This is a genomic window from Pedococcus sp. P2_D7 (assembly GCF_056404295.1).
Genome location: NZ_JBFUEH010000005.1, coordinates 58,116 through 73,238 on the forward strand (window position 1 = coordinate 58,116; position 15,123 = coordinate 73,238).

Sequence of the window (15,123 nt, forward strand, 5' to 3'; positions counted from 1 at the left end):
CCGCCGGGTCGTGCCGCGCGTGGGGTCAAGGGCGCGTGCTGCGGCCTCAGCCGCCGAGGGCGGCGCCCACGACCTCCTTGGCCTCGGCCTGCACCTGCGCGAGGTGCTCGGGGCCCTGGAAGGACTCGGCGTAGATCTTGTACACGTCCTCGGTGCCGGAGGGTCGTGCCGCGAACCAGGCGCTCTCCGTCGTCACCTTGAGGCCGCCGATGGCCGCGCCGTTGCCGGGGGCCTCGGTGAGCTTGGCCTTGATCGGCTCCCCAGCCAAGCTGTCCGCCGCGACGTCGCCGGGGGACAGTGCCGCGAGGTTGGCCTTCTCCTCGCGGGTGGCCGCGGCGTCGATGCGGGCGTAGGCCGGGTCGCCGTGCCGCGTCGTGAGCTCGCGGTAGTGCTGGCTCGGGCTCTGGCCGGTCGCGGCGAGGATCTCGGAGGCCAGCAGCGCCAGGAGGATGCCGTCCTTGTCGGTGGTCCAGGCCCGGCCGTCGCGGCGCAGGAACGAGGCGCCGGCGGACTCCTCGCCGCCGAAGCCGAAGCTGCCGTCGATGAGCCCGGGCACGAACCACTTGAAGCCGACCGGCACCTCGACGAGGCGACCGCCCACGTCGGCCGCGACTCGGTCGATCATCGAGGACGACACCAGCGTCTTGCCGATCGCGGCATCCTTCGGCCAGTCGGGGCGCGCGCCGCCGAAGAGGTACTGGATGGCGACCGCGAGGAAGTGGTTGGGGTTCATCAGGCCGCCGTCGGGGGTGACGATCCCGTGCCGGTCCGAGTCCGCGTCGTTGCCGGTGGCGATGTCGTACTCGTCCTTGCGGGCGATCAGCGACGCCATCGCCGACGGCGACGAGCAGTCCATCCGGATCTTGCCGTCCCAGTCGAGGGTCATGAACCGCCACGTCGGGTCGACCAGCGGGTTGACCACGGTGAGGTCGATCCCGTGGCGGTCGGCGATCTCGCCCCAGTAGTGGACCGCGGCGCCGCCGAGGGGGTCGGCACCGATCCGGACCCCAGCATCCTTGATCCGCTGCAGGTCGACGACGTTCGGCAGGTCGTCGACGTAGGTGCCCAGGAAGTCGTAGGGCTGCGCGTGCGCGCGGGCTCGGCTGAACGGCATACGGCGGACGCCCTCGAGGCCACCGGCGATCAGCTTGTTGGCGCGGGCGGCGATGACCTTCGTGGCGTCGCTGTCGGCGGGCCCACCGTGCGGCGGGTTGTACTTGAAGCCACCGTCGGACGGCGGGTTGTGCGACGGGGTGACGACGATGCCGTCGGCGAGCACCGAACCGGTGGTGCGGCCCTCGTTGGCGCGGATGATGGCGTGGCTGACCGCCGGGGTGGGGGTGTAGCCGTCGCGGTCGTCGACGAGCACGATGACGTCGTTGGCGGTCAGCACCTCCAGCGCCGTGGCCCACGCCGGCTCGGACAGCCCGTGGGTGTCCCGGCCGATGAACAGCGGGCCGTCGTAGCCCTGCGACTTCCGGTAGTCGCAGATCGCCTGCGTGGTTGCGAGGATGTGTGCCTCGTTGAACGCCGTCCTCAGGCTCGAGCCCCGGTGCCCGGAGGTGCCGAACGCGACCTGTTGGTCGAGGTCGTCGGGGTCGGGGGAGAGCGTGTAGTAAGCGGTCACCAGGTGGGCGACGTCGACCAGGTCGGAGGGCTCGGCGAGCTGTCCAGCGCGCGGGTCGCTCATCGGTCAGTGCCTTCCACGAGCTTGTCGCCCTCCACGGGTGCGAGGTAGACGGCGGACAGGGCGGCGACGCGGACCTCGACCGACCAGGGCTGGCCGTTCGCCCCGTGCTCTTGTGCGGTCACCACCACCTCGGCCTGGCTGGGGGTCCCGAACTCGTCGTAGCCGCTGGTGTCGAGGATGACCTTCCAGTCGCCGGGTCGGGGCACCCCGATGCGCAACGGGTCGCGGGCCAGGCCGCCGAAGTTGACCGCCACCGCGACGACCGCACCCTGCCGGTCCTGGGTGCCGAAACGCAGGTAGGAGTAGGTGTTCCAGGCGTTGTCGTCGGCGTTGAGCCACTCGAACCCGGAAGGGTCGGAGTCCAGCGCCCAGAGCGCGGGGTTCTCCCGGTAGACGCGGTTGAGCTCCTTGACCAGGTTGTGCACCCGGTAGTGCGCTGGGTGGTCGAGCAGCCACCAGTCGAGCTGTCGTCCGTCGGCCCACTCGGCCTCCTGGGCGAACTCGCTGCCCATGAAGATCAGCTGCTTGCCGGGGTGGCTCCAGATGTACGCGAGGAAAGCGCGCACCGTCGCGAGCTGGTCGTAGCGGCTGCCGGGGGCCTTGCGCAGCAGCGAACCCTTGCCGTGCACGACCTCGTCGTGGCTGATCGGCAGCAGGTAGTTCTCGCTGTAGGCGTACATCAGCGAGAAGGTCAGCAGGTGGTGGTGGTACTGCCGGTGGATCGGGTCCTCCTTGAGGTACTTCAAGGAGTCGTTCATCCAGCCCATGTTCCACTTCAGCCCGAACCCGAGGCCACCAGAGCTGGTGGGCTTCGTGACGCCCGGCCAGGAGGTGGACTCCTCGGCGATGGTGACGATCCCGGGCACCCGCTTGTATGCCGTGGCGTTGGCCTCCTGGAGCAGGCCCACCGCCTCGAGGTTCTCGCGACCGCCGTGGATGTTGGGCACCCACTCGCCGTCCTTGCGGGCGTAGTCGAGGTAGAGCATCGAGGCGACGCCGTCGACGCGCAGGCCATCGACGTGGAACTCCTCCATCCAGTACACCGCGTTGGCGACGAGGAAGTTGCGCACCTGCATCCGGCCGAAGTCGAAGATGTAGGAGCCCCACTCCGGGTGCCAGCCCTTGCGCGGGTCAGCGTGCTCGTAGAGGGGGAGTCCGTCGAACCGCGCCAGGGCCCAGGGGTCGGTGGCGAAGTGTCCCGGCACCCAGTCGAGGATCACACCGATCCCGGCCTGGTGCAGGCGGTCGACGAGGTAGCGGAAGTCGTCGGGCCGGCCGAACCGCGCGCTCGGGGCGTAGTAGCTCGTGACGTGGTAGCCCCACGACGGCGGATAGGGGTGCTCCATGACGGGCATGAACTCGACGTGCGTGAACCCGAGGTCGGCGACGTAGTTGACCAGGTGCTCGGCGAGGTCGCGGTAGCCGTGACCGCTGCGCCACGAGCCCAGGTGCACCTCGTAGACGCTCATCGGCGCCTTGTGGGCGTCGCTGCCCGCCCGTTGCTCCATCCAGGCGTCGTCGCTCCAGCCGTAGCGGGACTGGACGACCGAAGACGCGCGACCGGGCGGGAGCTCGGTCGCCTGGGCCATCGGGTCGGCCTTCTCGCGGACCTTGCCGTCGGCACCCCGCACGAGGAACTTGTAGAGCGTGCCGTCGCCGACGCCGGGCACGAACAGCTCCCAGACGCCGGACTCGCCGAGGAGTCGCATCGAGTGGCTGCGGGTGTCCCAGCCGTTGAAGTCGCCGGCCACGTGGACGGCCTGGGCCCGGGGGGCCCACACGGCGAACGACGTGCCGACGACCGTGCCCATCGGCCCGGGGTACTCGCGGACGTGGGCGCCGAGGACCGTCCACAGCTCCTCGTGCCGGCCCTCGCCGATGAGGTGCAGGTCGATCGGTCCCAGGGTCGGGGCGAACCGGTAGGGGTCGTCCATCTCGTGCTCGATGCCGTCGGCGTAGGCGACGACCACGCGGTAGTCCTGGGTCTGGGTGGCTCCGACCCGCATGCCGCCCCAGACCCCGTCGGACTCGTGCAGCAGCTCGATCCGCTCGCCGTCCTCGAACCGCACGCCGACCGACGAGGCGAACGGCTTGTAGGTGCGGACCAGCAGCCCTTCCTCCTCGAGGTGGTGCCCGAGCAGGTCGTGCGGCTGCTGGTGGCGGCCGTCGGCGAGCGCGCGGATCGCTTCTTCCGGGGTCGACGGCGTGGGGACCGGCTCGGGGACGCGCTCGACCGGGGGCTCGACCGGTGGTTCGACAGCCCGTCGAGCGGCCGAGCGGCTGGTCGGCGTCTCGGCCGGCGGCCCGGCGGGGACCTCGGCGGTCACGGTGGCATCGTCGGTGGACGCGTCGCCGGCCGTGGGAGCATCGGCTGCGGGCGCAGCGTCGGCGTCGGGAGCATCGGCTGCGGGCGCAGCGTCGGCGTCGGGAGCATCGGCTGCGGGCGCAGCGTCGGTGGATGCGTCGGCCGCGGGCGCGTCGTCGGAGTCGGGGAGACCGAACCACGTGCGGGCCGGCGGGGCCTCGGCCTCGGGCTGATCCGCCGTGTTCGGAGGATCCGCCGGATCAGGACCCGGTGCATCTTCCGAAGACTCGGGGGTGACCGGAGACTCGGTCGCCTCGGTGGTCGCGCCGATCTCGTCGGAGCCGGGCTTCTGCTTCTTCTTGCCGAACCGTGGACTCACGTCAGGTCCTTCCTCGCGTCGTCGAGCAGTCGGACCACGGCAGCCGTGGGGATGGTCAGCCAGGTGGGCCGGTTGCGGGCTTCGTACACGACCTCGTAGAGCGCCTTGTCGAGCTGGAAGGCGATGAGCAGCGCGGCATCCGCGCGCGGGTCGCGGCCACACTCCGCGGCATACCCGTCGAGGAAGGCGCGCTGCGCGCTCTCGGCCCAGTCGCGGGCACTGCCGCCGGGGTGGGACTGCTCCCACGAGCCCGCGGCGTAGTCGAACGAGCGGAGCATGCCGGCGATGTCGCGCACCGCGAGGTCGGGCAGCATGCGTTCGGAGAGCGGGCGCAACGGCTCGCCCTCGAAGTCGAGCAGCACCCAGCCACGGCCGTCCACCTTGAGCACCTGGCCCAGGTGGTAGTCGCCGTGGATCCGTTGCAGGACAGGCCAGCTCGCGTTGACGGCGCGGTCGACGACATCGGCGATGCGGTGTTCGTAGGCGGCCAGGGCTGGCACCTCCGAGGCAGCCGCGACGTAGCGGGCCCGCATGCCGGCCGCGACCGTGGCGATCACCTCGGCCGACACTGCCTCGGTGGGCAGGATCTCCGCCAGGCGCGCGTGCACCTCTGCGGTCGCGGCGCCGAGCTGGCGGGCCGACTCGTCGAAGTCCTCGTGCGAGCCGACGGCCCGCAGGGCGACCCGCCAGGCGTCCTCGGTGCCGGGGAAGAACTCCTGGGCGAAGGCCAGGTGGCCGCGGGAGGGCTCGTCGCCGTCGGTGAGCGCAGGCCAGGCGGCGCTCACGGTGCCGACCATGGTGGGGACCCTGGTCGAGCCGGCCTCGGAGAGTGCGCCCTGCACCGTGACGTCGGGGTTCTCACCCGACTGGAGCATGCGGAAAACCTTGCAGATCAACGGTTTCGGATCACCGTCGGCATCGGTGCAGTCGAACACGATGGAGGTGTTCGACTGCTCACCCGAGAGCACCTTCGACGAGCGAAAGGCCGTCTCGGTCTGCCACGACGGATGCCGTCGAGGCACGACGTCGGGCTCCACGGTGTCGGACTCGCTGCCGGCCTGGGGGACGGCCTGCTCCAGCACGAGGGCGAGGAGCTGCGCGGCGTAGACCGGGTCGTGGGGTCCGTCGTAGACCCACCTCGGCCCGAGGACGCTGTGCTCCATCGTCCCGACGAGAGCCTGCTGACCGCCCTCCAGCGGTGCGCCACGGTAGGTGAGGGGCACCTGGTAGACGACCGGCTCGGGGCCGCCCTCGTCGACGACGACGAGCGTCTCGATGCCCACCTGTCCGGCGGGGTCGTCGAGCCGCCACGACCAGAGCTTGCGCAGCACCGGCAGCCGCCCCTTCGCGGCATACCAGCGCTGGCGCGCCATCCAGGGCCCCACGAGCTCGAGCTTCGTGGGGGAGATCGTGGCGTCGTGGATCTCAGCCATGCGCCGCACCCGGCACGAGGCGGAGCCAGAAGAAGTCGCGCGAGCCGAGGGTCAGGGTGATGGTGCCGTCGTCGGAGATCTTGGGGAAGCCCTGGCCGCCGAAGAGGTCCTCGAGGTGAGCGCCCCTGAACTCGTCGGGCACGCGCACGGTCGTCGCCTGCGGACGGCTCGCGAGGTTGTTGACGCAGAGCACCGCCTCGGAGTTGCTGTTGCCGTCGTGGTCCCACGTGACACGCAGGAACGAGAGCACCGCCTCGTTGTCCGACGGGCAGACCTCGAAGTCGCCGAGCCCGAAGACGGGGTGGCGCTTGCGGATCTCGAGCATCGCCCGCACCCAGTGCAGCAGCGAGGAGCTGCTCGCCATCTGGGCTTCGACGTTGACGTTGTTGTAGTGGTAGACGAGCGATGACACGACCGGCAGGTAGAGCTTGCCGGGGTCGGCCGACGAGAAGCCCGAGTTGCGGTCGGGCGTCCACTGCATCGGGGTGCGCACGGCATCACGGTCGTTGAGCCAGATGTTGTCGCCCATGCCGATCTCGTCGCCGTAGTAGAGGCACGGTGACCCCGGTAGCGAGAGCAGCAGCGCGTGGATCAGCTCGATCTCGGCTCGACTGTTGTCCAGCAACGGTGACAGCCGTCGCCGGATGCCGACGTTGGCGCGCATCCGGGGGTCCGGTGCGTACCAGCCGTACATCGCGGTGCGCTGCTCCGGCGTGACCATCTCGAGGGTGAGCTCGTCGTGGTTGCGCAGGAACGTGCCCCACTGGGTGCCGGCCGGCTTGTCGGGGGTGTCGGCCATGACGTCGACGATCGGCGCGGCCTTCTCCTCGCGCAGCGAGTAGTAGAGCATCGGCATGACCGGGAAGTGGAAGCACATCTGGCACTCCGGCTCCTCCTCGGTGCCGAAGTAGTCCACGACGTCGGCCGGGGGCTGGTTCGCCTCGGCGAGCAGGATCCGGCCGGGGTACTCGGTGTCGACCATCTTGCGGAGCTTGGCCAGGAACTGGTGCGTCTTCGGGTGGTTCTCGCAGTTGTGGCCCTCCTCCTCGTAGAGGTAGGGGACCGCGTCCAGCCGGAACCCGTCGATCCCCATGTCCATCCAGAACCGGACGACGTCGAACATCGCCTCGTGGACGGCCGGGTTCTCGAAGTTGAGGTCGGGCTGGTGGGAGAAGAACCGGTGCCAGAAGAACTGGCGCCGGATCGGGTCGAAGGTCCAGTTCGACACCTCGGTGTCGATGAAGATGATGCGCGCGTCCGAGTAGGGCTCGTCGGTGTCGGACCACACGTAGAAGTCGCCGAACGGGCCCTCGGGGTCGGACCGCGAGGCCTGGAACCACGGGTGCGCGTCGCTGGTGTGGTTCATGACGAAGTCGGTGATGACGCGGATGCCGCGGGCGTGCGCCTGGGACACCAGCTCCTGGAAGTCGGGCAGCGTGCCGAACTCGGGCAGCACGGCGGTGTAGTCGGCGATGTCGTAGCCACCGTCGCGCAGCGGCGAGGCGTAGAAGGGCGGCAGCCACAGGCAGTCGACCCCGAGCCAGGCGAGGTAGTCGAGCCGGGCCATCAGCCCGGTGAAGTCACCGGAGCCCGAGCCCTTGGAGTCACCGAACCCGCGGACGAGCACCTCGTAGAAGACGGCGGTCTTGAACCACTCGGGGTCGTTCTTCAGCCCGGGCTGGGCGAGGTTGAGACCCTGCATCAGAACCTCCGGATAGCGACGATGTGGACGGGCTCGGTCTCGGGCCCGAGTCTGACGTAGACGTGCTCGCCCCAGTGCCACGAGGCCCCGGTGAGGAGGTCCTGCGCGGCGATCCCGTCGTGGTAGTCGAGGCCCAGGGCGGGCATGTCGAGGTGCACGGTGGACTCGCGGGTGCTGTGCGGGTCGAGGTTCGCGACCACCACGAGGGTGTCCTCCGTGCCGTCGGGCAGCACGCGTCGCTTGGAGAACGCCATGATGTTCTCGTCGTCGACGTGGTGGAACGTGATGTTGCGCAGCCAGTGCAGGGAGGGGTGCTCGCGCCGGATCTCGTTGAGGCGAGTGAGGTAGCCGGCCAGCGACTGGCCCTCCTTCACCCCGCCGGGCTCGTAGTCCTCCCAGTGGCGGTTCTTGTACTGGTACTTCTCGTTGTCGATCTGCTCCTCGGCGCCGGGCCGGGCGACGTGCTCGATCAGCTCGTAGCCGGCATAGATGCCGTAGGTCGGGACCAGGGTGGCGGCGAGCGCGGCCCGCAGCTTCCACGCGGCCGGACCACCGAACTGCATGTAGGGCGTGAGGATGTCGTGCGTCGTCGGCCAGAACGACGGCCGCATGTAGGACGCCGCGTCACCGGCGAGCTCGGTGACGTACTCCTCCAGCTCCCACTTCTGGTTGCGCCAGGCGTAGTAGGTGTAGGACTGCTGGAACCCCGTCTTGCCCAAGGTGTGCATCATCGCCGGCTTGGTGAACGCCTCGGCCAGCCAGATCACCTCGGGGTGGTCGCGCGCCACGTCGTCGATCAGCCACTGCCAGAACTCGACCGGCTTGGTGTGGGGGTTGTCGACGCGGAAGATCTTGACCCCGTGGTCGATCCACACCTGGATCACCCGGCGCATCTCGGCGTAGGACCCGGCCGGGTCGTTGTCGAAGTAGAGCGGGTAGATGTCCTGGTACTTCTTCGGCGGGTTCTCCGCGTAGGCGATCGTGCCGTCCGCGCGGTGCTTGAACCACTCGGGGTGGGTCGTCACGTAGGGGTGGTCGGGGGAGGCCTGGAGCGCGATGTCCATCGCCACCTCGAGCCCCTGCTCGGCCGCCTGCGCGACGAAGAAGTCGAAGTCGTCGAACGTCCCCAGGTCGGGGTGGATGGCGTCGTGCCCGCCATCGGGGGAGCCGATCGCGTAGGGGCTGCCCGGGTCGTCGGGACCGGCGTCGAGGGTGTTGTTGGGTCCCTTGCGCTCCGTCGTGCCGATCGGGTGGATCGGGGTCAGGTAGACGACGTCGAAGCCCATCCGGGCGATGGCGGGCAGCCGCTTGGCCGCCGTGCGCAGGGTGCCGGAGGTCCACTTCCCGGTCTCGGGGTCCTGCACGGCACCTTCGGAGCGGGGGAAGATCTCGTACCACGCGCCATACAGGGCCCGCTCGCGCTCCACGAGCAACGGGTATGCCGCGGACGGACTCACGTGGTCGCGCAGCGGGCGGGCGGCCAGCTCGGCGCGCACGGACGGGTCGGTGCCCGCGTGCAGGCGCGCCAGGGGCGGGCGCCGCGTGTCGCGCAGGGCGGTGACCGCGTCGGCCAGGACGGCCTTCTGCTTCTTGCTGCGCTCCACCTCGGCCAGGGCGCGCTCGAGCATGCGGGCGCCCTCCTCGAGCATCAGCTCGGCGTCGACGTCGGCGGTGACCTTGATCGTCGCGTCGTGGTCCCACGTGCCGTAGGGGTCGGACCACCCCTCGACGCGGTAGGACCACCAGCCCACGGTGTCGGGCTCGACCACGGCGGCCCAGGTGTTGAGACCTGGGTTCACGGGGGTCATGGCGGTGACCCGCTCCGACCCGTCGGGCGCCACGAGGACGACGGAGGCGTTGACGGCGTCGTGGCCCTCGCGGAAGACCGTGGCGCCGATGGTGAACTGCTCGCCGACGACCGCCTTGGCGGGCCGGGCGCCGTTGTCGACGACGGGGCTGATCCCCTGGACCGGGATCCGGCCGATGGGGACCTGGGGGTGCGAGGTCTTCGGTGCCTTGGTCACCGCGGGTCTCTGGCCGGTGCTGCCGGCACTGGGTGCGTCAGGAGGGCTGGGCATGGCTGCCGGTGGCTTCGCTGTCACGCGCCCGACGCTACTCGGTCGGCACCCAGCGCACCTCCCCACGTGCAGAGATGGACGCACGGCTGAAATTTCTTGAAAGTTCTGCAAGAACGCGTCATTGACTTTGCTCCGGAGGCCTTAGGATGCCCCACGTGAAGGCGATCCGACGCTTCAGCGTCCGTACTGTCCTGCCCGCGCCCATTGCCGCGCTCGGCGACCTGGCAAGCAACCTGCGGTGGTCCTGGCACCCACCGACGCGCGACCTCTTCCAGCGGATCGACCCGCAGCGCTGGGACAAGGTGCGCAAGGACCCCGTCCGGCTGCTGTCGGCGCTGTCCCCGCAGGAGCTGACCGACCTCGCCGGCGACGCCGAGTTCGTCGGGGCCGTCGCCGCGGCGAAGGCCGACCTCGACACCTACCTGACCGAGCCCCGGTGGTTCCAGGCCTGGGCCGACGAGGTCGAAGGCGGCGCCCCGAAGGCGATCGGCTACTTCAGCCCCGAGTTCGGCATCACCGAGGTGCTGCCGCAGTACTCCGGCGGCCTGGGCATCCTCGCGGGTGACCACCTGAAGACGGCCTCCGACCTCGGCGTCCCGATCGTCGGCGTGGGCCTGTTCTACAAGACCGGCTACTTCAAGCAGAGCCTCAACCGCGACGGCTGGCAGCAGGAGACCTACCCGGTGCTCGACCCGGACGGCCTGCCGCTGAGCCTCCTCCGCGAGGAGGACGGCACCCCCTGCGTCATCACCCTCGACCTGCCCGGTGGCCGGGAGCTGCACGCCCACGTCCTCAAGGCGCAGGTCGGCCGCGTGCCGCTGCTCCTGCTCGACTCTGACGTCCCCGACAACGACGAGGCCGCCCGCAACATCACCAACCGTCTCTACGGCGGCGGTGGCGAGCAGCGCCTGCAGCAGGAGATGCTCCTCGGCATCGGCGGCGTCCGCGCCCTGCGCCTGTGGTCGCGACTGACCGGCGCGCCGACCCCGGACGTCTACCACACCAACGAGGGCCACGCCGGATTCCTCGGCGTCGAGCGGATCCACGAGCTGACCAAGTCGGCCGGGCTGACCTTCGACGAGGCCCTCGAAGCGGTCCGCGCCGCCACGGTCTTCACCACGCACACCCCCGTGCCGGCCGGCATCGACCGGTTCGAGGCAGACCTCATCACCCGTCACTTCGGTGGCGAGCGCGCCGTCGAGGGTGTCCCCGTGGAGCGGCTCCTCGCCCTCGGCGCGGAGGACTACCCGGGTGGCCAGGCGGGCATGTTCAACATGGCCGTCATGGGCCTGCGGCTCGGCCAGCGCGCGAACGGCGTCTCCCAGCTGCACGGTGTCGTCAGCCGCGGGATGTTCGACGGACTGTGGCCGGGCTTCGACGACGACGAGGTCCCGATCTCCAGTGTCACCAACGGTGTCCACGCCGGCACCTGGGTGGATCGCAAGGTCTACGAGGTCGCTGCCAAGCACCTCGGCACCACCGACATCGAGCGCGACAACGCCTGGGACCGGATCGGTGACGTGCCCCGCGACGCGATCTGGGCGACCAAGCGCGAGATGCGCGAGCAGCTCGTCAAGGAGGCCCGCCGCCGCACCCGCTCCTCGTGGAAGAAGCGCGGTGCCAGCCCGGCCGAGCTCGGCTGGGTCGACGACATCCTCGACCCCGACGTGCTGACCATCGGGTTCGCCCGACGGGTGCCGACCTACAAGCGGCTCACGCTCATGCTGCGCGACCCCGACCGGCTCAAGCGCCTCCTGCTCGACGAGAAGCGCCCGATCCAGCTCGTCATCGCCGGCAAGTCCCACCCTGCCGACGAGACCGGCAAGCAGCTCATCCAGCAGATGGTGCGCTTCGCCGACGACCCGGAGATCCGTCACCGCATCGTGTTCCTCCCGAACTACGACATCGCGATGGCGCAGTACCTCTACCCGGGCTGCGACGTCTGGCTGAACAACCCGCTGCGCCCGTTCGAGGCGTGTGGCACCTCCGGCATGAAGGCCGCGCTCAACGGTGGCCTCAACCTGTCGATCCTCGACGGCTGGTGGGACGAGTGGTTCGACGGCGAGAACGGCTGGGCGATCCCGACCGCTGACGGGGTCGAGGACGCCGAGCGTCGCGACGACATCGAGGCCTCGGCGCTCTACGACCTCATCGAGAACTCGGTGGCGCCGCGCTTCTACGACGTCGACGCCGAGGGCCTCCCGCAGAACTGGATCTCGATGATCACGCACACGCTCGCAACGCTGGGCCCGAAGGTCCTGGCCAGCCGGATGGTGCGCGACTACACGACCCAGCTCTACGGGCCCGCTGCCCGCGCCGGCTGGGCGCTCAACGGTGCGACCTTCGAGGGCGCCCGCGACCTGGCCGCCTACAAGGCCAAGGTCAAGGCTGCGTGGCCGAACGTCCGCGTCGACCACGTCGAGTCCTCGGGCGTCGGTGACAGCCCCGAGATCGGCGAGACGTTGCACGTCAACGCCTACGTCTCCCTCGGTGGGCTCGACCCCGACGAGGTCGACGTCCAGGTCGTGCACGGCACCGCTCGTGACTCCGACGAGCTGCGCGACGTGGTCAGTGAGTCGCTCCAGTTCGTGGAGTCCTACGAGGGTGGTCGCCACCACTTCGCCGGAGACCTCGCGCTGGCCCGCACCGGCTCGTTCGGCTACACCGTCCGGGTGCTGCCCAAGCACGCCGGTCTGGCCAGCACCAGCGAGCTGGGTCTGGTCGCCAACGCCTGACCCGAGCACGGCTCGGAGGTATGCCGCGTGCGGACGTCCGCACGCGGCATACCTGTGTCCGGGCCCGGGCTGGCGGCGGCGGGGCGAGCGCACCGGGATTGGCCCATTCGGCGGATTCGGAGGCCACCCGAGGCCCGCCACACTTGCGCGCATGACACGAGGGGGACGGCTGGGCCACCGGCCAGCACTCGACGGGCTGCGCGGAGTCGCCGTCCTGCTCGTCCTGGCCCAGCACGCGGGCCTCCCGCTCTTCCCGCAGGGGGGCACCGTCGGGGTGACGCTGTTCTTCGTCCTGTCGGGGTTCCTCATCACCTCGATCCTCCGTGCGGAGCAGGACGCGACGGGTCGGATCGACTTCCGCGGCTTCTACCTGCGACGCGCCCGACGCCTGCTACCCGCTCTGGCGCTGCTCCTCATCGGCGTCAGTGCCTACCTGCTGGTGTCTCACCAGTCGCTGCTGGACGTCGTGCTCACGGCCGGTTACGCGTCGAACCTCGCGGGCGCCGCCGGGCACAACCTGGGCAACCTCGTGCACACCTGGACCCTCTCCCTCGAGGAGCAGTTCTACCTCCTCTGGCCGCTCCTGCTCCCGGTGGTGGCCAGACGCCGCAGACCTGCTGTCATCCTGGCTGTCGTGGTCGCGCTGGTCGTCGCCTGGCGCGTGGTCCTGTCGTTGAGCGGAGCCCCCGTCGAGCGGATCTACTTCGGGCCGGACACCCGTGCCGACGCCATCGTGATCGGCTGCGCGCTGGCGTTCGCCCTCGCACGGACCTCCGTGCGTTTCCTGAGACCGGCCGCGGTGGGGAGTGCGCTCCTGTTGGCGGGCATGTGTGCCGCGCCACCGCAGTCCAGCCTCGCCTGGCTGTTGCCCCCCATCACCGTGGCATCACTGGTGCTCGTCGCCTTCGCAGCGCAGAGCACGCCGAGACTGCTCACCTGGCGGCCCTTGGTGGCGACCGGGCGGATCAGCTACGGCCTCTACCTGTGGAGCTTCCCGGTGGCCCTGAGTGTCGAGTCGCGGGACCTGCCGCTGTGGGTCAGCGCCACCACGATCACGGTCGTCAGCGTCGCCCTGGCGCTGGCCTCGTGGTTCGTCGTCGAGCGACCCTTCCAGCGCCGGCCCGTGAAGGACGCTACCGACACGAGCGAGCTCGTGGCCCTGGCGGGCGACGCCCTTCCCGCTCGGTGAGACAGGCCCATGGAGTTCAGGGCCGGAGACCATGACGTGACCAACGACGTCCCATGACGAACGCCTGGGGCTGGCATGATCGACGGCGAGCTGAGCGAGCTGAGCATCCGGATGACGTGAGCGAGGGGAGCCGCATGGGTGGCGTGGGCCAGTCGGTCGATGTGACGATCGTCGGCGCCGGACCGACAGGTCTGATGGTGGCGGGGGAGCTGGCGCTGGCCGGCGTGCAGGTCCTCGTCCTCGAACGCCGTCCCACCCCTGACCTGGTGGGCACCCGCGCCCGCGGCTTCCACTCGCGGACGATCGAGGTCTTCGACCAGCGCGGCATCGCCGACCGCTTCCTGTCCGAGGGCCAGACCTTCCAGGCGATGAGCTTCGCTGGGGTCCCGTTGGACGTGGCCGGCCTTCCCTCGCGCCATCCGTACACGCTCGGACTCTCGCAGGGCCACGTCGAGCGCATCCTGCGCGGCTGGGTCGACGAGCTCGGGGTGCCGATCCGCTTCGGCGTGGAGGTCACCGGACTCCGCCAGGACGACAGTGGGGTCGACCTCCTCCTCGCAGACGGCGCCCAGCTGGGGGCCGGCTACGTCGTCGGGGCCGACGGCGGTCGCAGTGTCGTCCGCAAGGCGGTCGGCATCGAGCTCGTCGGTGCCCGGGCCACCCGCAGCCACCTCATCGCCGAGGCGGAGCTCGCTGAGGAGCCGCCCACCGGGATCCGACACGACGACGTGGGGATCCACGGCATCAACCTCGTCGACGGCACCACCTTCGGCATGGTCGTGACCGAGCGTGCGCTGGGCGACGCCACCGAACCCACCCTCGCCGACCTCAGCGCAGCCCTCACCGAGGTCTACGGCACGGACTTCGGGATCCACGACCCCTCGTGGATCTCGCGGTTCACCGATGCCGCGCTCCAGGCCACCGACTACCGGCGTGGGCGGGTGCTGGTCGCCGGCGACGCCGCGCACATCCACCCACCGACCGGCGGCCAGGGCATCGGCCTCGGGGTGCAGGACGCGGTCAACCTCGGCTGGAAGCTGGCCCGGGTCGCCCAGGGCGCAGCACCAGAGACGCTGCTGGACACCTACTTCACCGAGCGCCACCCAGCCACGGCTCGCGTCCTGAGGAACGTCGTGACCCAGGCGCTGTTGCAGCGCGGCGACGCGCGGACCGAGGCCGTCCGCGCGACGTTCGCCGACGTGCTGGGCGCGGACGAGCCCAGGACGCAGGTCGCCGCGCTCCTGGCCGGGCTCGACGTGGTCTACGACCTCGGCGGGGGACACCCCTTGGTGGGACGTCGCATGCCCGACCTCGACCTCGCCACGGCCAACGGCCCGCGCCGGGTCTTCGAGCTGCTCCACGACGCCCGGCCCCTCCTGCTCAACCTCGGCGAGCCGGGCATCCTCGACCCCTTCTCGGTGGACGGGCGCGTCACGCTGGTGGACGCCGAGAGCCCGGGCCCCTGGGTGCTGCCCGTCGTCGGGACGGTCACGGCCCCGACTGCCGTGCTGGTCCGGCCCGACGGCCACGTGGCCTGGGTGGGCGAGGGGACGGCGGCCGGGCTCGACGAGGCGCTCACGACCTGGTTCGGCGCACCCGCAGGCTGAGCGCG

7 protein-coding genes and 1 pseudogene are annotated in these 15,123 nt (G+C 70.5%); 3 read left to right on the forward strand and 5 right to left on the reverse strand.

The features are described from left to right. Nucleotides 1-46 precede the first annotated feature (46 nt). From pgm to AC1DWJ_RS12735, 5 genes and pseudogenes are all read right to left on the reverse strand, one after another. Entirely contained in the window at nt 47-1,690 is a 1,644-nt protein-coding gene (pgm, locus tag AC1DWJ_RS12715; RefSeq protein ID WP_477620946.1) for a phosphoglucomutase (alpha-D-glucose-1,6-bisphosphate-dependent), read from the reverse strand. Beyond that, nucleotides 1,687-3,882: pseudogene (gene glgB / locus AC1DWJ_RS12720) on the reverse strand (1,4-alpha-glucan branching protein GlgB); the annotation flags it as partial. The gene pgm and the pseudogene glgB, both read right to left, overlap by 4 nt. A 488-nt stretch (nt 3,883-4,370) precedes the next feature. Further along, nucleotides 4,371-5,807, reverse strand: a complete 1,437-nt coding sequence (locus tag AC1DWJ_RS12725) for a maltokinase N-terminal cap-like domain-containing protein (RefSeq protein WP_477620947.1) — start codon at nt 5,805-5,807, stop codon at nt 4,371-4,373. Further along, nucleotides 5,800-7,509: a maltose alpha-D-glucosyltransferase gene (treS, locus tag AC1DWJ_RS12730; RefSeq protein ID WP_457252397.1), complete on the reverse strand. Its 1,710-nt coding sequence runs from the start codon at nt 7,507-7,509 to the stop codon at nt 5,800-5,802. Before treS ends, AC1DWJ_RS12725 begins: the two co-directional genes overlap by 8 nt. Next, nucleotides 7,509-9,587, reverse strand: a complete 2,079-nt coding sequence (locus tag AC1DWJ_RS12735) for an alpha-1,4-glucan--maltose-1-phosphate maltosyltransferase (protein ID WP_477621208.1) — start codon at nt 9,585-9,587, stop codon at nt 7,509-7,511. The genes treS and AC1DWJ_RS12735 overlap by 1 nt, the downstream gene beginning before the upstream one ends. Before the next feature lie 155 nt (nt 9,588-9,742). Here AC1DWJ_RS12735 and glgP point away from each other — a divergent pair, with 155 nt between their 5' ends. The 3 genes from glgP (at nt 9,743) to AC1DWJ_RS12750 (ending at nt 15,118) form a co-directional block, all read left to right on the forward strand. Then, entirely contained in the window at nt 9,743-12,322 is a 2,580-nt protein-coding gene (gene glgP / locus AC1DWJ_RS12740) for an alpha-glucan family phosphorylase (RefSeq protein ID WP_457252396.1), read from the forward strand. A 151-nt stretch (nt 12,323-12,473) separates the two neighbouring features. Continuing rightward, complete coding sequence (locus tag AC1DWJ_RS12745) at nt 12,474-13,511, forward strand: acyltransferase family protein (protein WP_477620948.1); 1,038 nt, start codon at nt 12,474-12,476, stop codon at nt 13,509-13,511. A gap of 116 nt (nt 13,512-13,627) precedes the next feature. Beyond that, the gene (locus tag AC1DWJ_RS12750; protein ID WP_477620949.1) at nt 13,628-15,118 is read left to right on the forward strand and encodes an FAD-dependent monooxygenase; all 1,491 of its coding nucleotides are present in this window, start codon (nt 13,628-13,630) and stop codon (nt 15,116-15,118) included. Nucleotides 15,119-15,123: the final 5 nt, after the last annotated feature.